Here is a 21,411-nt window from a genome sequence, read left to right as displayed (position 1 = left end):
TGTTTTGCGGCTCATAAAAAAAGCGCGGTGAATCTAGCACTAGATAATCTCAACACGCCAAGCCAAACGCTGCCTCATTGTGGCGAGGGAGCTTGCTCCCGCTGGGTTGCGCAGCGACCCCAAACCCGGTGAATGCGGTATGTCAGAAAAAACGCAGTTAACTGATTTGGGGCCGCTCCGCGCCCCAGCGCGAGCAAGCTCGCTCGCCACAGATGCTTTGCGTTCCATAAAAAAACCGCGACTCCACAAGGGGCCGCGGTTTTTTAATACCCAACGATTACTTCTGCAAAACAGTCGCCGAGTTAGCCGAACCAATCTGTTGCACGTTAGCCAACTGAGTCGTGCCGCTCTGATCGACACTGGCAATGTTGCCCGTACCGCCCTGGGTCACGTAGGCCACGTTCATGGTGTCAGCCTGCTTGATGGTGATCAGGTTGTCTTCGCCATACAGCTGAGTGGTGAAGGCCTGGTTGCCGGTGCCCTCCTGGTTGAACTCGGTGCTGTTGCCAGTGCCGTTGCTGCTGCCTTGGGCCAGGTTGGTGGTGCCGCGCTGATCGGAGATCAGGATGTTGTCGCTGCCGTTCTGGTCGAAGTACAGCTCGTTGTAGGTATTAGCCTGGCTGACGGTGGTTTTGTTGCCGCTACCGGATTGGTTGGTGGTCATGATGTGGCCAATGCCGTCCTGTTTGAAGCTGGCGACGTTGCCTGTGCCGTTCTGGTTGACGGTGGCGCGCTGGTTGCTACCGAATTGACCGCCCAGTTGTGGGCCTTTCCAGTTGCTGGCATAGACCTTGTTGTCGCTGCCCACCGAGTTGGCGTTGAGCACTTGGCTGTCGCCGTTCTGGTAAGTGAAGTGCACGTTACCGGTGCCCTGTTGGTAGAGCGCGACGGTTGAACCCAGGGACTCGAACTGGTCGGCGTAGATCGCGTTGAGGTCGCCAACTTGCAGCACGGTGGCGACGTTGTTTTCGCCGAAGCTCTGGTCGAGCACGGTTTCGTTGGCCAGCCCGTTCTGGTTGACGGTGGCCTGCGCCGCGGTTTGGGTGTCTTGCCAGACTTCTGTGCCGTTGCCGTCACCGTACTGGTTGATGGTCAGGTTGCCGCCGTCACCGTAGCGTTGGTCGCCATAGGCATAGTTGGTGCTGCCAGCCTGGTTGATGCCGATCTGGCCGCCCATGTGGTTGATCTGTTCGGCGGTGGCGTAGTTGGTGGTGCCGTACTGGATGATCACGGCGTTGTTGGCTACGCCCAACTGGATCTGTTCGATGTTGGCTTCGTTGCCGTCACCATACTGGTAGGTTTTACCGCTGGTGCCATCCTGGCTGTCCTGATAGATGAACGAAAAGTTGCCCGTGCCTTGCTGTAGCTGCAACGCCTCGCCGTTGCCAGCGCCGATCGACTGGCTGGCATGGCTGATGTTGAAAGCGCCGCTCTGAGTCTGGGTGATGGTGCTGTTGTCCTCGAACAGTTGTTCGGCGTAACCGGCGTTGAAGTCACCGTTCTGGGTCTGGGTAATGGTGCTGGTGGCCGTGTCTTGCACGGCGGCCGCATCGTTGCCTTCGCCGCTTTGGGTCTGAGTGGCGGTGCTGAACGGCGCAGCGGTCTGCTTCACATCAGCGATGTTGGCAGTACCGGCCTGGTCCTGGTTGGACACGCTATCGGCAGCCATTGCCTGGGCACTGACAATGACCAGAATGGCGGCGGTGAGGGGCGTCAGTTTGAACATGATGAAACCTCCAAGTGGTGCAGTGCTTTAGCGATATTGGGTGACCGATACGCTCATGCCATTGCCGGCCTGGGTGACAGCGCTTTGCTGACCCGTACCGGCCTGGACGATGCTGGCGTCGTTGTTGTTGCCGTTTTGGGAAATCTGCGCGCGGTTATGGCTGCCGGTTTGATTGATTGACGCGGCGTTACCGGAACCTTGCTGGTTGATCAATGCCATCAGGTCGCTGCCTTGTTGCAGAATCCAGGCTTCCTGATTACTGCCCGACTGCACGATCTGGCCGAGCAGCGATTGGCCGTCCTGTTGCAACAGCGCGACGTTGGCCTGGCCGTTCTGATCGATCAGGGCTTGCTGGCCCACCGGAGGTGGCAACTCGCCGAGGTCGACGCCGGGTGCAATGTCATCGTTCTCCATCAAATCGTCGGCACGCACGCCTGCACTGCTGCAAAGCAGGAGCAGGCAGAGCAGGGCGGCGGTCGGCGTTTTCATGGCGTTTTCCTTGGGTGAGAGGCTTGCCCCATCAGCCGACATGACCGATGGGGCGAGGGCTCAGTTCGAGATCACTTGCACTGTGCGCACGGTGCCTTGGGACGAGGTGATGGTGGCTGTCGGGTTCGCCGACGGAATCACCGTTGTGCTGTTGCTCACGGTCAGCCTCCAGCGTCCGGTCAGCGGCACCGTGGTGCTACCCAGCGTTACCAGCCCGGTCGGCGTGGTCACCTGGACGGTGATGGTGTTGCCGGTGGTCACCGATGAGGTACCGCTCAAGTCCCAGTTGAAGCGGTTGTTGGAACGGGCCGTCACCGTGGCCGCCGTGACCGTGAAGGTTTCCGCAGCAGGCCGTGGCGAGACTTGCACGGTGACCGTCGCCGGTGTGGTCGACTGGGCGCCGAAGTTGTCCCGGACGAGGTAGGTGAAGGTCGTGGTGAAGGCCGTCGTGACCGTGGCCGGTGGGGTGTAGGTCAGAACCGTGCCATTGCTGGTGACGGAGCCGCGATTTGTCGGTGGTTGAGTGAAGCTGGCGACCGTCAGCGGCAGGTTGCCTTCCGGATCAGTGTCGTTGGCTGTCACGTTGATCGGCACGGCCACACCGAGGGTCGCGATGCTGTCGGCGACGGCCACCGGAGGCTGGTTTGGCGCCACGGTGATGGTCACGGTCGCCGCAGCGGTCGAGGCCAGGCCTTTGATGTCTTGAGCCTTGTAGGTGAAGGTCGTGGTCAGCGGCGCATTGACCACGGCTGGCGGGGTGTAGACGACGGCTGTTGTACCGTTCAACGCCACGGTGCCTTGCTCAGCGGGTGGCTGGGTCAGCGCGGTGATGCTCAGCGGGTTGTCGTCGTCCGGATCGTTGTCGTTGGTCAGCAGGTTGAGGGTGATCGGTACCCCGAAGGTGGTGCTGCCACTGTCGGCGACGGCGATCGGTGCCTGGTTCTCACCGGTATCCGGTGCCGTACCGACGACGACCACAGGCTCGGTATCGCTACCGCCCGATGCGGATTTGATGGTGACGGTGGCCGGTGGCTGCGTCATATCAGCGACGGTCAGGCGTTGCAAGGTGCCGGATTTGGTCAGGCGTCCGTAGCCCTGGGCGACCATGTCCGGTACCACCACTTCGTCCGACGAGGTGGCTTCGATCAGCAGGCTGTGGTTGCTCCAGTTGTAGCGAGCGGTCTGGACTTTCACCACGTCGGTGACTTTGCTTGAAACCGCTGTCGGCCGGGTGGTGCCGCTTGGGTCGGTCGCGGTGAGCACCACCAGCGGAGGCACGGTGGAACCCGTCAGACGATGACCGAAGAACTGACCGGTGTTGTCGCCGAGCATGCTGGTCAGGCACGGCGTCTGTGGTGGTCCGGCAACCAGGGCCACGGTTTCGCGGAAGCACAGGCTCGAACCGTTGGCCGATTTACCGAAGACTTCAACCCGGGTACTGCTCGTCCCGGGACCTGTAGAGGTTCGGCGGTAAGTGGCGCGGCCGATTTCCGCAGGGGTTTGCGCACGGCTGTCGAGGACTTTGCCGGACACGGTAAAGAGGTTGGTCTCGATGGTCCCGGCCGGACCCTGGATACGCAGGAAGTTGGTGTTGTTGGGGCTGCCGGTGACGGCCTCGGTCAGGTTCGGATCGCCGACAAAAGTATCGATGGCGCCGGTGTCCGGGTTCACTTCGGTGTAAGGACCGTTGACGCTGCGCAGGAATGGCCCGACCTGCCCGTTGAGGGCACCGGAGAAATTGCCTGGTGCGCCGATACCGATGTCGCGGGTGATGTTGATCGCCCGACGGCCTGGAGCGGTGACGTTGACGACCTCTACCCCGTACGGGTGGGTAATGGTGTAGGTCCCCGCGACAGGAATGTTCACCCGCAGACGAATCCGCGCGAAGCTGGCCTGATCACCGTCGACAGGGTTCTCGGACGCGAATGCCGCTTCGATCCCGGCCACATAAGCGTCGACGCCATAACCGCCGACATCGGCAATGGTGGTTTCGGCGAGGTACCAGAAGGTTTCCGGTGGCCAGTTATCCGGGAACACCATCGGCAGGGTGTCGTCGTAAACGCCGGGTTCCGGGTTCAGGATGCACATGTAGGCTGGCGCGCCGGGAGCACCCGGTGACCGCGAACTCGTTGCCCTCGACTGGCACAGTTCCAGCTTCAGCAAGTTGTTGTCCTGATACCACATGGGAAATTTCCCCGTGGCAAAGGTGTAGGGGCCGGGGTCGACGGCAGCGAGTTGCGCAAATGCACTGCCGGACAACGATAGAGTCAGCCCCAGGGCGTTGAGCGCCAGGCGTGGCAATTTGTTCATGATGCCTCCTGATGAGGATCTGGGCATGTGTGCGTTCATTGCACGACGACCACTTCTTCGGTATCGCTGCCGCCATTGGATGACGTCACTCGAACCTTGGCCGGTGGAATCGGCGAGATGCCGGTCGACAGGGATTTCACCGCGCCGTCACCACTGAGCGCGCCGATGGCGACCCCGGTGCCGGTAGTCACCGTGAGGACCGGTGGCGATGTTTCATCGCTGGTCGACGCGACGACAGTGATCTGTCCGCTATTGAGGCTGTACTCGGCCCGCGAGATCACGACCAGGTCGGTCAATGGCATGGACAAGGTGGTGGGCGAACTGGTGGGGATGGCCAGGTGGTTGTCAGCCGTTACCACCAGATCGCTCGGCAACGTCGGGTTGGTGGACGATTGCGCGTACCAGTGACCGGTGGTGTCGGCTTCGGTCAGGTTCAGGACCGGGCTGTTGCTGTCCAGGGTCACGCTGGCCGGTGGTGGCGGGGCCATGACGAATACGTCCTGCTGGGCCACCGGTGCACTTTCCCCGGCTTTGCGTGAGTAGGTGCTGCGCTCGGCGATGATCGGGGTGGGACGGACCACCGTCGACAATTTGCCGGAAATGGCCATCACCGTCGTGCGCAAGTCCAGCCCGTTAGGCCCTTCAATGCGGATGTAGTTGGTGTTGAAAGGGCTGCCGGTGAAAGCTTCTGACAGGTTCGGATCGCCAACGAATTGATCGGCTTGACCCGTGACCGGGTTGGTTTCGGTGTAGGGGCCATTTACGCTGCGCAGGAACGGGCCGATGTCACTTCTGAGCGCGCCGTCGTAGGTTTTCGGCGAGCCGATGCCGATGTCCCGGGTCATGTTGATTGCACGGTTGCCACCGGCGGGAACGTCAAAAATGTCGACGCCGTAGGGGTGAGTGATGGTGTAGACGCCCGCGGTGGGCACATCCACCCGAATACGGATACGGCCAAAACTGACCTGATCGCCTTCTACCGGGTCTTCAGCGGCGAAGGCGGCTTCCACGGCGCTGACATAGGTCAGGTCGATGCCGCGTGCTGCATCGACGATAGAGCCGTCGCCCGTGAACCAGAACGTTTCATCGGGAAAGTTGCCCGGGAAAACGATGGGCTGGGTGTCGTCGAAAACCCCGGGAGCCGGATTCAATACGCACATATAGGAGGGCGCGCCAGGCGCGCTGGGAACCCTGGAACTGACAGCCTTGGACAAACACAAATCGAGTGTTCGTCCGTGGGAGTCCTGATACCAGGAAGCGAATCCGCCAGTCGCTGGCAAATAGGGGCCAGGGTCGACGGCAAACAGTGCTGCCTGCGCAACACCTTGGGCCAGAGCGCTCACGACCAGGGCGATCGTGGTTTTGGACAGTAAAGGGTGCATGTGTATTCCCTCTATCAGAGTACCTGCCCCTTGGATATGGGTCAGTTGACAGGACTTCGGCAACTTCCATACCAACCTGTAAAAAACGCCGGTAAGCGCCCGGAAACTAAGGTGTTTGTTGCCCAGATGCGATCAGTTCCCCAGTTGTGGGACCGGGCCTCTTTCCCCAGCATTGGGGGTGGATAGGGTTAACCAGCGGGTGGGGAATTGAGCGGGGCAAAAAACACCCAATGTCGGGCAAATAGCCAGTAGTGGGCTATAAACCTAAAGGGCATTCCGGGAACAACGTCGATGACTACGCCGGCCAAAACACTCACATCCGACAAGGGTGATATTCGCTTGAGCACGCGCAAACAGCCGTTCAATCTGTTGCGCTGGTTTTCACTGATCAGCATGGCGGTGATTGGCACCGTGGCGGTGGCGTTGGGCTCGGTGTCCACCAAGTTCGTCATCACTGAAAGCGTGCAACGGGATGCTTTGCTGACCTCGCAATTCATTCAGGCGATTGCCTCGGCCGAAGTACGCCACGTTTCAATTCCCAATGTGCGAACCATGGGCGAGTTGCTCGACCCGCGCAAAGACCGGGACTTTCCCGACGTCGACCCAATGGCTCGCGCCAATGCCCGTGGCGAATTCCTCGACCACATCGAACACTTGCCGGACGTGATCCTGGCCAACATCTACGCCCCCGACCGCATGGTGATCTGGTCGACCAATCCGGCGCTGATGGGCACCACGATTCATTCCGATGGCGACCTGGATCAGGCTTTCGCTCAGAAGAAGCCTGTGTCGGCCAGCTATCACGATGTCGACAAGAGCCGCATGGAACAGAAGTTCGTGACGCCGCCGGAGTACATCTTCATCGAGAACTACATTCCATTGTTCGATGCCGATGGCAAGAACGTCACGGCGATGGTCGAGATCTACAAGGAACCCCAGGACCTGATCAACCGCATGGAGCGCGGCCTGGTGCTGATCTGGCTGGCCACGGCCCTGGGCGGCGGCCTGATTTACCTGGGGCTTTACTGGATCGTGCGTCGTGCAGCGATCCTGCTGGCGGTGCAACAAAAGCAGCTGATCACCAACGAAACCTTCGTGGCCCTCGGCGAGATGTCATCAGCAGTCGCTCACAGCCTGCGCAATCCCCTGGCGACCATTCGCTCAAGTGCCGAACTGGCGCTGGAATTCGACAGCGGCCCGGCGCACAAGAACATCAATGACATCATCGGCCAGGTCGATCGCATGTCGAAGTGGGTGCGTGAACTGCTGCAGTCATTGCGTCCACTCAGTGACGAGGCCGAGCCGGTGAACCTGGTGGCCGCGCTGCATGACAGCCTGATGTCCTACGAACATCAGATCGCCAAGGCCAAGGTCTCGGTGGTGTTCGAACCCAAGGACACGCCGATGGTGTTGAGCCAGCAGGTGCAGCTGACGCAGATCCTCAACAGTTTGCTGGCCAATGCGCTTGAAGCAATGGATGACGGCGGTACCCTGACCATCACCCTGGAGCCGACCGACTCTCAGGGCGTCTGCGTGGTAATCGGTGATACGGGCAAAGGCATGACCGAGGACCAGCGCTCCATGGCGTTCAGGCCGTTTTTCACCACCAAGCAGGGTGGACTCGGGGTCGGACTGGTGCTGGTCAAGCGGATCATGGAGCGATTTGGTGGTTCCGTGAGGCTGAACAGCCGTGAAGGCGAGGGCACGCGTGTCCGTCTGTCGTTCAGGCGGATTCCCTGACAATGGGTGTGAACTTCCCCCGCTAGCGGGTGCCATTCCCCAGTCGTTTCCCCAGGTCATGGCAGATTGATGTTGATAAGCCATTGTTTCAGTGGTCATTAACATCTCGTTACAATTTTGGCGAGGTAATTGCAAAACCCTCATCACCCCCTTCACGCATACGAGGCGGCTGGTGATGAACAGAAAAGCGCGGTATCCCTTCAAGTGGTTCGGCCTGTTGACGCCTCTGAGCGTCTTGCTATCGATGACGCTAAGTACAGGGACGTTGCGCGCCAGCCCAATCGACGACGAGCGACAGCCAGAACCAACCGATCCTTCAGCGTATTACGACGAACCGGCCGACAAGGCGGGGGCGTTGAACGCCATCCTGACCATGCCGGAGGCCAACGAAGATTCCTTCGATTTGCCTGACGACACTAAAGGCTCACGGGATACCACGCGAGTGGAAAACGTGCTGCCGCCAACCATGCAGACCAGTTTCAACTACCCCACCAATGGCAAGCCCAGCCCGTTGTTCGGCGCTCAGCCGTTCACTCAGCAATTGGTCTTGTTCGAAGAGTTCGGGCCGGAAAAACTCGACCCCACCACACCCTCGGCACCCTTGCCGTTTCCTCCGGCGGCCATTGGTCCATTACCGGCGCAGGACCCCACCAGCGCCGCCCGCAGTGCGCCTCCCGGTCCGGCCCTCGATGCGTTTTTACGCCAGCCGGGGCTGACGCCGTTTCCCAGCCAGTACTCCAACGTGGTGGACCGCAACCCGTGGCAGGCGCAGATCGAATACTTCCTCAATCGCCATATCGGTTCGTCGGCGGAAGGTCGTCCGCCAGGAAAGGGCTGGTCACATCAGCGCTGGAACGAGTTCTACCCGCAAGCGGCCTACAAGACCGTGCAGACCGGCGCGCGAATCAACGGCGGCCTGCGCGACCCGCTGCAACGGCACGGCTATGCCTTGGGCGAATTCGGCCCCGGTGGTCTCTATCACAACGTCGCTGGTGTGCCGGCAACGGATGGCACCGCCAAAGGCGTCGACCCGCGCTTCCATCCGAACATGCCGGTGCAGAACCACAACTCGGTGTGGACCTTCGACGGCACCCTGCCGCCCAAATTGCTGATGGTGCGGTACGGTCAGCCGGTGCTGATGCGCCACTACAACGGCTTGCCGATCGACCCGTCGGCGAACATGGGTTTTGGCCTGCACACCATCAGCACCCACGAACACAACGGCCATGCACCGGCGGAAAGCGACGGCTATGCCAACGCGTTTTTCTTCCCAGGGCAGTATTACGACTATCGCTGGCCGATCCAGTTGGCCGGTTACGACAGCATCAACACCGACGCCCATGATCCCCGCGCCGCATTCCCTTGCTCGCCGGGTGAAACCCTGTGGACCAACGACGTCAATCCCAGCCGCAAGACCTGCGAGAACGGCACGATAAAGATTCGCGGCGACTGGCGCGAAACCATGAGCACCCACTGGTTCCACGACCACATGCTCGATTTCACCGCGCAGAACGTCTACAAGGGCAACGCGGCGATGATGAACTACTACAGCGCCCTCGACCGTGGCAACGAATCGGTGAACGACGGCGTCAACCTGCGTTTCCCCAGTGGCAGCGCCTTGCCGTGGGGTAACCGCGACTACGACGTCAACCTGGTGTTCGCCGACAAGGCCTGGGATGCCAACGGCCAGCTGTGGTTCAACCCGTTCAATACCGACGGCTTCCTCGGTGATCAGGTACTGGTCAACTGGCAGTGGAAACCGACCCTGGACGTACGCGCCCGTAGCTATCGCTTTCGCATGCTCAATGGTTCGGTGTCGCGCTACTTCAAACTGGCGCTGGTGCGTGAAATCAAGGGCACCGGCGGCGAGTTCCAGGGGCCCAAAGGATCGGGTGTGTCCTATGCCCGTGTGCCGTTCCACATGATCGGCAACGACGGCAACATCATGGAACACAGCGTGCCATTCGACGGCACCATGGACCTCGACGCCGACGGCGATAAACAGAACCACAACGCCATCCTGCCGACCCAGGGCATTGCCGAGCGGTTCGACATCATCGTTAACTTCGCGAAAAACGGCATCAAGCCAGGGGACAAGATCTTCTTCGTCAACCTGCTGGTGCATGACGACGGCAAAGGTCCGAAAGAGCCGGTGTCACTGGCCGACGCGCTCTCCGAAAACTACAAAGCGGTGATCAAACAAACCAGCAAAGGGCCGATGTGGGACAGGGGCGATCCGGCGATCGGCAAGGTGTTGCAACTCAACGTCAAGCCGTACACCGGTCAAGACCTGGCCATGGACCCGGCAGCCTACGAACCGGCCAAACCGGGCAAGGCTGAAGGCCTGGTGATGATCCCGCTGAAAATCCACCGCGACAACGCCGCCGACAAGGCGCTGCTGGCCCAGGCTCGCCATCGGACCTTCATCTTCGGCCGTTCCGATGGCACCGACGAAGCACCGTGGACGGTGAAGACCGATGGCGGTTTCGGCTTCCACATGGACCCTCGTCGCTTGAACGCCTCGACCCAGTTGAAAAGCGGACCCACCGATGCCGGCGCTGCCGGGTTCGGTACCCTGGAAGTGTGGAACATCAAGGCCGGTGGCACCGGCTGGAGCCATCCGGTTCATGTGCACTTCGAGGAGGGGATCATCCTCAGTCGCGGCGGCAAGGCGCCACCGGAATGGGAAAAATGGGCACGCAAGGACGTGTACCGCATCGGCTCGGAAAAAGATGGCCTGGACAGCGTCGAGATGGCGATCAACTTCCGCGAATTCGCCGGGACCTACATGGAGCACTGCCACAACACCCAGCATGAGGACAACTCGATGCTGCTGCGTTGGGACATTGAGAAGCCCGGTCAATTCCAGTTGATGCCAACACCGCTGCCCAGCTGGGATGGCGTGCGCTACGTGAACTCTGCCGCGCTGCCAACCTTCCGCACTGGCGATGGCTTCGGCCCGAAAGTGACGGTCAAACAATGAACCGGGAGGGTGTCGACATGAAGTTGCATACACCACGTACACGCGCTCTGGGCATGCACCTGGTGCTGATCCTGGTGACCAGCGTGTTGGCCAGTCGGCTGCTGGTCGCCAACCAGGCGCCGTCGACACCCGCTCCGGTATCTGCTCCTGTTTCTGCTCCTGTTTCAGAGTCTGCCACCCCGTGGGGTGGCGATTATTTTCCCAACACCTTGTTGACCGATCAGAACGGTCAGCAGGTGCATTTTTTCGATGACCTGATCAAGGGCAAAGTGGTGGTGATCAATTTCATCTTCACGTCCTGCAGCGACTCATGCCCGCTGGAAACCGCGCGCCTGCGCCAAGTGCAGAAATTGCTCGGCGACCGGGTCGGCAAGGACATCTTTTTCTACTCCATCAGCATCGATCCCTTGAGCGATACACCGGAAGTGCTCAAGGCCTATGCGCAACGTTTCCAGGTCGGGCCGGGCTGGCAATTTCTCACCGGGGAATTCGCCGATGTCACCGAGCTGCGGCAAAAACTCGGGCTGTTCATCGAAGGCGTCGACAACGGCCGCAGCAAGGACCACAACCTGAGCCTGATCGTCGGTAATCAGCAAACGGGACGCTGGATGAAAGCCTCGCCGTTCGAGAACCCCTGGATACTCGCCGATCAATTGGCAAACACTTTGCATAACTGGAAACAGCCGAGCATTGGCGAAAGCTACGCGAACGCGCCGGAAATCCGCCCACCGAGCAATGGGGAAGAATTGTTTCGCACCCGTTGCGCGTCGTGCCACAGCCTCGGTCCGCAGGACGGGCAGGGCATCGGCATGCGCAGCATCGGCCCGGACCTGATTGGCGTGACCCGCCAGCGTGATCCGGCCTGGCTCAGTCGCTGGATTCAGGAGCCGGACCGCATGCTCGCGGAAAAAGACCCGATTGCTGTGGAGATGTTCGAACGTTTCAACAGGATCCCGATGCCCAACCTGCGCATGGATGAGCACTCCGCGCAGTCGATCATCGAATACTTGCAGGCTGAGACCGACCGCCAGCATCCACCGGTCGCGCCGTTGGCCGCCGGCAACGACGAACCGGAACATCATCACGCAATCGCGGCGCCGAACACGACGCAGGTGCAATAGTGGCGAAATACTTTCATTGGTCCGTCTGTCGCGAACAATGCCACCTACACTGAACCGAAACACGGCTGAAAAGGCTAGATCACCAGCATCCAGGACAATGTCATGCAGACACTGGAACAACAAAAAATACCTGCGCCGACGACAACGGCAGCAGAGAGCAAGGGGTGGCGTCCGCCGTTCAATCTTGTGCGCTGGTTTTCATTGGCGAGCTTTTTCATCATCGCCGGTGTGGCATTGGGGCTGGGCTACATCTCCACGCGTTTTGTGGTGGAGGAAAGTATCGAGCGTGACTCGATGCTGACCGCGCAATTTGTTCAGGCCATCGGCGAAGCGGAAATTCGCCATGCCGCGATTTCGCCGAAACGCACCATGGGTGAAATGCTCGACCCGCGCCAGGACAACGCTTATCCCGATGTCGATCCGGGGGCGCGCGCCGCTTCGCGCATCGAATTTCTCGACCATGTCGAGCATCTGCCGGACATTCTGCTGGCCACGGTGTACGCCCTCGATCGCACCGTGGTCTGGTCGACCAACCCGGAACTGATCGGTGTGCACATCGAGGACGATGACGAGCTGGACGAGTCCTTCGAAATGAAAGAAGCGGTGTCCACCAGCTACCACGAAATCGATGAGGAGCGTCCCGAGCAACGCTTGCTGCGTGAGCCGCAATACCTGTTCATCGAAAACTACATTCCGATGTTCAACGCCGACAAAAGCAAAGTGATTGCCATGGTGGAAATCTACAAGGAGCCGGCGGATCTGGTGGAGCGCATTCAGCGCGGCTTCAAGGCGATCTGGCTGGCAACCCTGATCGGCGGCGCGGTGATTTACCTGGGGCTGTTCTGGATTGTGCGGCGCGCGGCGATGTTGTTGCAGAGTCAGCAGAAACAACTGATCGCCAACGAGACGTTTGTGGCCCTCGGGGAAATGTCCTCGGCAGTCGCCCACAGCCTGCGCAATCCATTGGCGAACATCCGTTCCAGTGCTGAACTGGCCCAGGAAATCGCCAGCCAGACCGCGCAGAAGAACATCGGCGACATCATCAGTCAGGTCGACCGTATGTCGCGATGGGTTCGCGAATTGCTGGTGTCGTTGCGGCCGGTCAATGACGACTCGGAAAGTGTGGATCTGGTACTGGCCATCGACGACACCCTGAGTGCCTTCGAACCGTTGATCAAGCGATCGAACGTCGAAGTGAGCTTCACTCCCAAAAGCGTACCGCCGGTCGTCAGCCAACAGGTGCTCCTGACGCAAATACTCAATAGCCTGTTTGCCAATGCCCTGGAAGCGATGCCCAAGGGTGGGGTGTTGAGTATCGATCTCGAATCGCCGACGCCAGGCCAGGTTTGCATGATCCTCAATGACACCGGCAAGGGCATTACCAAGCAGCAGCAACAGATGGTCTTCAAGCCGTTCTTCACCACCAAACAAGGAGGGTTGGGCGTTGGCCTGGCCCTGGTCAAAAGAATAATGGAGCGTTTTGAAGGCTCGGTCGAACTGACCAGCCAAGAGCAGGAAGGAACCCGCGTCAGTCTCAATTTTAAAGTGGCAACGGGAGGGGAATATGGAACACAGCATTCTGCTGGTCGAGGATGATGAACTCCTCGCCGAGAATATTCAGACCTACCTGGAGCGCAAAGACTTCGAGGTGACGGTCTGCCACTCGGCTGAAGACGCACTGGAGCAGTTGGTGACTTTCGTGCCTGACGTGGTGCTCACCGACAACTCATTGCCAGGCATGAGTGGTCACGACCTGATCCAGAAGCTGCGCATCAGCGCACCGGATCTGAAAGTGATCATGATGACCGGCTACGGCAATGTCGAAGACGCCGTGGTGGCGATGAAGGAAGGCGCATTCCATTACGTGACCAAACCGGTGGCCTTGCCGGAGCTCAAGCTGTTGCTGGACAAGGCCCTTGCCACTGACCGGATGGAGCGCACGCTGTCGTTCTATCAGGAACGCGAAGCGCAGAAATCAGGCGTGCAGGCATTGATCGGCGAATCAGCACCGATGCTTTACCTCAAAGGCACCATCGCCCAGTTGCTGGATGCCGAGCGGCGGATGGCCAACACCGATCTGCCGCCCGTTCTGGTAGAAGGCGAGACCGGCACCGGCAAGGAACTGGTGGCGCGGGCGCTGCACTTCGACGGTCCACGTGCCAAAGGCCCGTTCATTGAATTCAACTGCGCGTCGATTCCGTCCAATCTGGTGGAGTCGGAGCTGTTCGGTCACGAGAAGGGCGCCTTCACCGACGCCAAGGACCGCCGCACCGGGTTGGTGGAAGCGGCCGATGGCGGCACGCTGTTTCTCGATGAAGTGGGGGAGATGGACCTGCTGCTGCAAGCCAAGCTGCTCAAGCTGCTGGAAGACCGGACCATTCGCCGGGTAGGCTCGGTGAAGGAGCGCAAGGTCAATTTGCGGGTGATCAGTGCCACCAACTGCAACCTCGAACAAATGGTCCAGCAGGGCAAATTCCGTCGCGATCTGTTTTTCCGCCTGCGCATCATTTCGATCAAGGTCCCACGCCTGTATGCCCGGGGCGACGATGTGCTGCTCCTGGCCCGGCACTTCCTGGCGACCCATGGCAAACGTTATGGCAAGCCGAACCTGCATTTCAGCGACCAGGCCGAAGAGTTGCTGCTCAGCTACAGCTGGCCGGGCAACGTGCGTGAATTGCGCAACATGCTTGAGCAAACCGTGCTGTTGGCGCAAAGCGACACCATCGCCGCCCATCAGTTGAACGTCTGCCTGAGCCTGGTGGATGAGCCGCCGCTGTTTCAGCACGAACCGGCCCCCAGCGAGCCGCGCCCAACCTACAACGGCAATGAGTCGATGAACCTGCCGGAAGTCGAACGCGATATGGTGCGCAAGATGCTCGACAAAACCGACTGGAACGTCACCAAGTCCGCACGGCTGCTGGGCCTGAGCCGCGACATGCTGCGCTACCGGATTGAAAAACTCGGCCTCGCACGGCCGGATAAGCGGCAGTGGTAGGAAAGGGGCAGCTTCAAGCTTCAAGCCTGGAGCTGCAAGCAGGAGCGGCGAGTTACAAGGCCGGGTCCGGCGCGCTGCGACAGGCCTGCATGCAGGTAGGGTCGACGACCTCCTGGTTAACGTAGACACCGCGTTCCGGGTCGTAGAAGCGGATGAACACACGAACGGTCGCATCCGCCACCGTCGGCAATTGGGAGTCAGAAAACACGTGCTGGCTCGAAACCGGAATGAAGTCCCCCGGCGATGTCGGGATGTACGACCCAGGCGGAACGGTGTTGATGGACGGCGGCGAGGGGTGGGCGAAGGGTTGGTCTGACCCGTAGTAATGAAACTCGGTGTTTGATTGATCGGTTTGCATCAAGCTGTCGTCCGCCTGGGCCCAGGTGGCAGAAAGGCTGAGGGCAAGCAATAGCGTCTGTACGGCTTTGTTCATGGCAACACCTGCGACGTCGGTTTTCGCGCATTTCCCCAAGGTGATTAACTATAGCGCTCCGGTGGAGGAGCGTTGGTTGGGTGGGCCAGTGATCTACCGCAGAACAAGCGCTCAGAGATCTGAGTGATTGATGATATAGCCCGGCTGAGCGTAGAGATTGATGCCAAGGGCATGAATCACCTTTAAGACCGTATCGAAACGTGGCTTCGCACCTGGTGCGAAGGCCTTGTACAGACTTTCGCGCCCCAAACCGGAATCTTTGGCGACCTGTGTCATGCCTCGGGCTTTTACCACGTAACCGATAGCGCGAAGAAACTCCTCGTTGTCACCGTCGGCCAGCACCTGGGAAAGGTACTCGCTAATGGCTTCGTCACTGTTGAGCAATGATGCCATGTCGAAAGTAGTCAAAGTCTGGCTCATGTTTAAACCTCCTTTGCCAATTTTTTTGCACGTCTGATATCAGCGCTTTGTGATGATTTGTCACCACTCGCCAATAAGACGATGACGACGCCGTTTCGCATCGTGAAGTAAATTCGGTAGCCGGCACCGACGTCTACGCGCATTTCTGAAACCCCATCGCCTACTGGCTTGATATCGCCGAGATTTCCAGAAGCGGCGCGGTCAATACGACGAGCTATTGCAACCTTAGCCCGCAAATCGCGAACTGAGGTATGCCATGCCACGAAAATGCCGGTTTGCTGAACAAGATAATTCATTGTTCGAATGTATCCAAATGGATACGAGCGAGCAGTCAGACATTTCCTTGGTTACTTCAGGCATTTCTGCGAAGTGTGTAGGTGGCAAGAATCTTTCGAAGGGGGAAATCTTAGGCGCAATGGCGCGGCCCCCTTTACTCCATCACCGTCTCGGTGCCGCTGCTGACAACTTTTCCCGCAACTCCATAAGCAACCCTCGGAACCCCCGGCAATCGCTGTTCCAGCAGCGCGCTCAAAGACTCGCCCTGATCCAGATAAGCATCGCCAAAATCGGCGCCGAGTTGATTGGGGTGGGCAACGATTTCCAGAATGCCGTCGCAGGGTGGGGCGGCATTGCGCAAGTCTTGGGGGATGCAGACGTAGTCGGCGGTGGCGCCGGCCAGGCGGTTCAAACGACGATTGAGCAAGTCCTTGAGGACGCGTTTCGGCAGGCTCTGGTTTTGCCCCAGATTGCGCGCCAGCCGCACGGGAATCCCTTGGCGTGCGGCGAAGCGTGCGACGATTTCACCGATGGGCCAAATGTTGTGCACTTGTTCATGGGAGTCCAGGTGACTGGGGCGCAGGCCGTTGTCCAGGCAGCGTTGCCATTGGGCTTCGAGTTCTTCCGTGACTGCATGACGATCCTCGCGACTCAACCAGAAGCGGCGGCGGGACAGGTTCAGGTCGAATGCGCCGGCAACGTCGCAGAAGGTCCGGCGCGTGAGAATGCGCCGGCTCAACGGGCGGCCACTGCTGAGGTTGAAGTGCAGGCCGATGCGCCCCTCCAGCAACGGATGCAGGGCCAGGGAACACGCAGCGTCAAAGGCCGGCATGTTGGCCATGATGGTGGCGGAACTGATGATCCCGGCCTGGAACGCTCCCAGAATCACCGCGTTTTCACCGGCACTGAGGCCGAAATCGTCAGCGTTGACTATGACTTGGTGAGGCATATTCGTCCCCCATGAAGGTTGGATGGTCGCCGTCGCTATGCAGTTTGATGGATCAGAAATGAGACTGTCAGAAGGGTATAGACCAGCGACAGGCAACCGCGTCAGTCAGTTGAGCCGTTACTTCGGCATGAAATGGGGGCAAGTTGCCATCAAGCTCTTGCCCTGTCTGGGTTTGCGCGGATGACGAGGGAGTCTGAAGATTTTCAGCAAACCGATAGACGGTAAAAAATCCTTGAAATACAAGGTGTTCAGAGTCTCTAAGCGTCAGAATCGAGGCGATTTATTTTTGACGGTTTCAGCGTTACAGAGAGCCTTCAGTCTTCTGGCGGCTGTCCCACCGCGTCCGATATACCCCGGGCGCACACCCCAGCCAACGCAGACACGCGCGATTGAAACTCTGTACATCGCTGTAGCCCAACCGATCAGAAATCTCTACCAGTTCCAGATCCGCTGCCTGCAACAAATCTTCAGCGCGACACCGCCGATACTCATCGAGCAACTCGGAAAAACTCCAGCCCAATGCCTTCAAGCGTCGAGCGGCGGTGCGTTCGAGCAAATGATGGCTAACGCAAAACTGCTGCCACTGGGCGCCGGCGAGGTCGGCGATCAAGTGATCGCTGACTTGCTCCAGCAAAGTCGGTTCGCTGTTGCGCCGGGTTTGCTCAAGCAGTTCCACCAGGGTCTGTTCCAGCTCATGGTTGCCGGGTGTCAGCGCGGTAACGAACAGCTGTGGATCGAGGTGAATCGAATGCTGCGCCGCCGCCCAATGCACCGGTACGCGGAACGCCTGCTCATGCTGTTCAGGATGGGCGGAACGCGCGGTGGCCAGATCGACGCGCAGGATCGGATCGCGCTCCAGGCCACTGGCCAGTAACTTACGACGTAGCATGCTGCACAGGCTGATGAGGATGTAATCGGCAATCGGTGCGCTGGCTTTCACGCTGCCGCAATCGAGCAGGCGCAGTTCGACGCCGCCGTCATGACGCACGACCCGCGCCTGGAAATGCCCATTGAAGAACGGAAAGAATCGCTCGAAATACTCACAAGCACTTTCCAGCGATGCCGCCACGTCGAACAGGTAGGTCAGGCCATTGGTGGCGGTCGAGACGAAACGCCGGCCCGCCGCCAGCCCGATCAGCGGATCACCCGTCTGCTCCAGCGCGAACGTCCAGAAGCGTCTCGACAGGAACAGCGGAACCCGCATGAATGGCGTGCGCAACTCGAACAAACTGCGGTGGAACAGACGTTCAATGGTCTCCCGGGCAATGCCACGGGCGAGCAATTCCTCGATGGCCGGCAACAAGGTCGGTGCATAAAACGCGTTGGGTGAAGGCTGATCGCTTTTTGTCATGTAGGGCTCACAGCTTGTTTGGTAACACTGGTTAGGCTGCCCGACGTTAAGCGATTTGCCGGAGCAAGACCATGCTTGATTTACGCCAGCTCGACCTGAACCTGCTGCTCGCCTTCGACGCGATTTACCAGCAACGCAGCGTCACCCGTGCCGCCGAGGTGATGTGCCTGTCGCAACCGGCCATGAGCAATGCACTACGGCGCCTGCGCGAACTGTGCGGCGATCCGCTGTTCATCAAAAGCCGTTTGGGCGTGACGCCGACGCTGGTCGCGCACCGACTGGCCGACTACGTGCGCGCCGCCCTGGAATCGTTGCGCGATGGTTTGCGCATGATTCCCGCCGCGCGCCAGAACAATCCATTGTTGCGCATCAGTTGCCTGGACTGCCTGCAACCGGTGCTGCTCGATGCGCTGCTCGAATCCCCCCATGCCGATTGGCAGGTGCGCTATTTTCAGCCACGTCGGCGCGACGCGTTGCAGGAACTGGCCAGCGGCAAGCTGGACATCCTGATCGACCTCGACCAGCCCCTGGCAGGACTGGCCGGCTTGCATAAACAAGTGCTGCCTGCCGATCATTACGTGTTCGCCTATGGCGCGGCACTGCGTGAGCCGCCGCGCACCCTTGAGGCTTACTTGCAGCAACCGCAAATCCAGATTTCCAGCCGTCGCGACGGGCTCAGCCCGGTGGACTTGCACCTCGGTTTGAAAGGCCTGCGCCGCACGCTGGCGGTGAACACCCAAAGCACATTGGCCGCCCGGGTGATGGCCGATCGGCAACCGTTCGGCATGAGCCTGCCAAGCCGTGTCGCCAGTGTGCTGGGCTTGCAGCAAGTGCCATTGCCGCTGGATGAACCGGTGCAATTGAAACTGGCGTTGTACATCGAGTCGCGCTACCGCTTTGAACGCAGCCGGGAGGAGGCGATGCATTGTTTGTTGCGGGCCTTGGGTGAGCCACGGGCGTTGCAATCGGTGGCACGCCGCGCCTAATACATCCGACAGATGTTGATGGCCTGTTGATCATTTGTGGCGAGGGAGCTTGTCGGATCGCCGCACCGTTCCGCTCGGCTGCGCAGCAGTCGCAAAATCTTGGGGTCGCTTCGCAACCCAGCGCGAGCGAGCTCGCTCGCCACAAAAAAAACATTTGTCGCGGACTTTATGTTTGATTCACCGCCAGCAAACGCTGGTCGACTTGCATAATCGCTTCAACCATCGCCAGCGCCGCCGGTGTCAGGGAATAACCGACACGACTGACGATGCCGTAGTGCAGCTGCAAACCGGGATCGTCCCGGGGAATGTCGGCAAAATCCAGCAGCCGTATCAAACCTTGATCGACCATTTCGGCGAGGGCTTCCAGGGTGGCGATGCCCACCGCGTCGGAGCGCATCACCACGCGGCAGATGGCATCGAACTGTGCGCATTCAACGCTGGGGTTGAAGTCCGGTTCGCCCTGCACGTCGGCCAGGATCTTGCGGATCATCGGCGGAATGCGCGTTCCAACCACGGCGTAATCGAGCAGGGCGCGCAGCGACAGGTTTTCGCGGTCGGCCAAGGGGTGATCGACGCGGCAAAAAAATCGTCCGGACCGTGGCCGCAGCAATTGCACCTGGTACTGCGGATCGCCGGTGAAGTAACGCGCATCGGCGACCAGAAATTCGATCTGCTGCTCACGCAACCACAGCGCCAGTTGTTCCCAGTCACCGAGCTGGAAGCGGGTGCGGATCGCCGGATGCGCCTGGATGAACTGCGCCAGCGCCTCGGGCACCAACAGCTGCGCCGGATAAGGGCCGCTGCCGAAATACAGCTCGCCGCCGGTCAGGCCGTTGTATTGCGTCAGTTCGTTGTGCAGCGCCTGGCTCCCGGCGAGCAGACGCCGGGCGTGCTGAAGCACCAATTCACCCTGGCCGGTCAGCCGAAATTCGCGGCTGCTGCGCTCCACCAGTGCGCAATCGAGATCCCGTTCCAGGGTTTGAATGCTGCGACTGAACGCTGGCTGGCTGAGATTGATCGCCTCGGCGGCGCGGCCGAAACTGCGGTAATCGGCCAGTGCGACGAGGTGGCGAAGCTGTCGTAAATCCATCATGCGTCTCCTGCATTCAGCGGATACTTTTAATGCATTTGATCGATAACATAACCGCTGGCATAAGTACACGCCAGCCCACTTGTTGCGGTCCGCCATGCTCAGTCAAACCTTCGCTTCCAGCGCCTTCACCCGCACCATTCTCAGCCATGCCCAACAGTCCGGCCTATGCCAGGACCAGTTGCTGCAACGGGCCGGGATTTGTCTGTCGTTGCTGGATGGGCAAGGGTTGCGCGTGCCGGCGCATCTGGTCGAGCAATTGTGGAGCGAGTGCGAAAGCGCCGGGGTCAGTGCGACGTTTGGCTGCGAGCTGGTCAACGGCATGGCGACCAATTGTCTGCAAGGCCTGAACATTCTGCTCGACTCCGCTGCAACCCTGCGCGCCAGCCTGGCCTGTTTCACCGAGTTCCTGCCACGGGTGACCAACTATGTGCTGGCCGAACTGGAGGAAGACGATGGACAGGTTCGCTTGCACCTGCGCGGCGCTCATCAGCAGCCGCACTTTTTCGGCTTGGATGCGGCGACATTGACTCTGGTGCGCAACATTGCGCGACGACTTGGCCGGGCGCCGGGGGAGGTGTTTCTTGGCGTGACTTTGACGCCGGAGCAGGCGGCTGGCGAGTGGTTGCGCAGTGTGGGCATCGAGGTTCGTGAAGGTTCACATCCTTGCCTGACGCTGCCCGTGGCGTGTCTGGACGAGCCCTTGTTGGGGGCTAATCCGTTTTTGCATCAGAGCATTTTGCGGCACTGGCAAACCGAGGCGGCGCAGTACAACCGTAGCGACAGTCTGGAGATGGCGCGGCATTGGTTGACGGCGGGGGATCAGCCGATCGAGCGGATTGCCGAACGTCTTGGGTATCGTCAGCCGAGTAATTTTATTCGGGCGTTTCGCAAGCAGTTCGGGATTACGCCCAAGCAGTTTCGGTTGGGGTTGTAGGGGCGGTTTTACTGCTGACTTGGTTTCGAAGTTGTCGCTGGTCTTTTGTGGGAGTGAGCCTGTTCGCGATGGCTTTATGTCAGGCGACTAGGGTTTTTGAAAGTGTACATATCCGTTTTTTTGTAATGGCGGCTTATGGTTCCGCTCTTACAGCGGGTCACTTTGGAAAAGCGCCAAAGTAACCAAAGCGATTTGCCCCTTACGTTCGGTGCCTCGCTGTGGC

Annotated in this window: 17 protein-coding genes; 7 read left to right on the top strand and 10 right to left on the bottom strand. The window is 59.7% G+C overall.

Annotation, left to right across the window (positions count from 1 at the left end):
- Positions 1-277: 277 nt before the first annotated feature.
- Genes NL64_RS20315 through NL64_RS20300 form a run of 4 tightly spaced genes read right to left on the bottom strand, consistent with a single transcriptional unit; the run spans position 278 to position 5,907 of the window.
- Complete coding sequence (locus tag NL64_RS20315) at positions 278-1,726, bottom strand: curlin (RefSeq protein WP_034149860.1); 1,449 nt, start codon at positions 1,724-1,726, stop codon at positions 278-280.
- 27 nt (positions 1,727-1,753) lie between these two features.
- Positions 1,754-2,215: a curlin gene (locus NL64_RS20310; RefSeq protein ID WP_034149859.1), complete on the bottom strand. Its 462-nt coding sequence runs from the start codon at positions 2,213-2,215 to the stop codon at positions 1,754-1,756.
- A 60-nt stretch (positions 2,216-2,275) separates the two neighbouring features.
- A complete protein-coding gene (locus NL64_RS20305; protein WP_034149858.1) occupies positions 2,276-4,525 on the bottom strand; it encodes an Ig-like domain-containing protein in 2,250 nt (749 codons plus the stop codon).
- Positions 4,526-4,560: 35 nt separating this feature from the next.
- Complete coding sequence (locus NL64_RS20300; RefSeq protein WP_034149857.1) at positions 4,561-5,907, bottom strand: hypothetical protein; 1,347 nt, start codon at positions 5,905-5,907, stop codon at positions 4,561-4,563.
- 291 nt (positions 5,908-6,198) lie between these two features.
- Here NL64_RS20300 and NL64_RS20295 point away from each other — a divergent pair, with 291 nt between their 5' ends.
- The 5 genes from NL64_RS20295 (at position 6,199) to NL64_RS20275 (ending at position 14,746) form a co-directional block, all read left to right on the top strand.
- Positions 6,199-7,647 (top strand): sensor histidine kinase, encoded by a 1,449-nt coding sequence (locus NL64_RS20295; RefSeq protein WP_034149856.1) that lies wholly within the window; start codon positions 6,199-6,201, stop codon positions 7,645-7,647.
- 175 nt (positions 7,648-7,822) lie between these two features.
- Positions 7,823-10,630, top strand: a complete 2,808-nt coding sequence (locus tag NL64_RS20290; protein WP_034149855.1) for a multicopper oxidase domain-containing protein — start codon at positions 7,823-7,825, stop codon at positions 10,628-10,630.
- Complete coding sequence (locus NL64_RS20285; protein WP_034149854.1) at positions 10,627-11,751, top strand: SCO family protein; 1,125 nt, start codon at positions 10,627-10,629, stop codon at positions 11,749-11,751. Before NL64_RS20290 ends, NL64_RS20285 begins: the two co-directional genes overlap by 4 nt.
- A gap of 102 nt (positions 11,752-11,853) precedes the next feature.
- Complete coding sequence (locus NL64_RS20280; protein WP_034149853.1) at positions 11,854-13,347, top strand: sensor histidine kinase; 1,494 nt, start codon at positions 11,854-11,856, stop codon at positions 13,345-13,347.
- Positions 13,316-14,746: a sigma-54-dependent transcriptional regulator gene (locus tag NL64_RS20275; RefSeq protein WP_034149852.1), complete on the top strand. Its 1,431-nt coding sequence runs from the start codon at positions 13,316-13,318 to the stop codon at positions 14,744-14,746. The genes NL64_RS20280 and NL64_RS20275 overlap by 32 nt, the downstream gene beginning before the upstream one ends.
- Positions 14,747-14,798: 52 nt before the next feature.
- Here NL64_RS20275 and NL64_RS20270 read toward each other — a convergent pair whose 3' ends face one another.
- The 5 genes from NL64_RS20270 to NL64_RS20250 form a co-directional block, all read right to left on the bottom strand.
- Entirely contained in the window at positions 14,799-15,179 is a 381-nt protein-coding gene (locus NL64_RS20270; RefSeq protein ID WP_034149851.1) for a hypothetical protein, read from the bottom strand.
- A 111-nt stretch (positions 15,180-15,290) separates the two neighbouring features.
- Positions 15,291-15,599, bottom strand: coding sequence for an addiction module antidote protein (locus tag NL64_RS20265; protein WP_034149850.1), 309 nt, complete (start codon positions 15,597-15,599; stop codon positions 15,291-15,293).
- 2 nt (positions 15,600-15,601) lie between these two features.
- Positions 15,602-15,895, bottom strand: a complete 294-nt coding sequence (locus tag NL64_RS20260; RefSeq protein ID WP_034149849.1) for a type II toxin-antitoxin system RelE/ParE family toxin — start codon at positions 15,893-15,895, stop codon at positions 15,602-15,604.
- A 134-nt stretch (positions 15,896-16,029) separates the two neighbouring features.
- Positions 16,030-16,824, bottom strand: a complete 795-nt coding sequence (locus tag NL64_RS20255; RefSeq protein WP_034149848.1) for a ChbG/HpnK family deacetylase — start codon at positions 16,822-16,824, stop codon at positions 16,030-16,032.
- Between the two features lie 301 nt (positions 16,825-17,125).
- On the bottom strand, positions 17,126-18,175 hold the full coding sequence (locus NL64_RS20250) for an AraC family transcriptional regulator ligand-binding domain-containing protein (RefSeq protein ID WP_034149847.1): 1,050 nt from the start codon (positions 18,173-18,175) through the stop codon (positions 17,126-17,128).
- A gap of 71 nt (positions 18,176-18,246) precedes the next feature.
- Between NL64_RS20250 and NL64_RS20245 the strand changes: the two genes are divergently transcribed.
- Positions 18,247-19,161, top strand: a complete 915-nt coding sequence (locus NL64_RS20245) for a LysR family transcriptional regulator (protein ID WP_034149846.1) — start codon at positions 18,247-18,249, stop codon at positions 19,159-19,161.
- Between the two features lie 166 nt (positions 19,162-19,327).
- On the opposite strand, the gene NL64_RS20240 is transcribed toward NL64_RS20245, so the two are convergent.
- A complete protein-coding gene (locus NL64_RS20240) occupies positions 19,328-20,251 on the bottom strand; it encodes a LysR family transcriptional regulator (RefSeq protein ID WP_034149845.1) in 924 nt (307 codons plus the stop codon).
- 97 nt (positions 20,252-20,348) lie between these two features.
- Between NL64_RS20240 and NL64_RS20235 the strand changes: the two genes are divergently transcribed.
- Positions 20,349-21,188, top strand: coding sequence for an AraC family transcriptional regulator (locus NL64_RS20235; protein ID WP_034149844.1), 840 nt, complete (start codon positions 20,349-20,351; stop codon positions 21,186-21,188).
- Positions 21,189-21,411: the final 223 nt, after the last annotated feature.

It is taken from the genome of Pseudomonas fluorescens, assembly GCF_000802965.1.
Classification (GTDB): domain Bacteria; phylum Pseudomonadota; class Gammaproteobacteria; order Pseudomonadales; family Pseudomonadaceae; genus Aquipseudomonas; species Aquipseudomonas fluorescens_A.
This window is presented reverse-complemented; position numbering and strand designations above follow the sequence as displayed.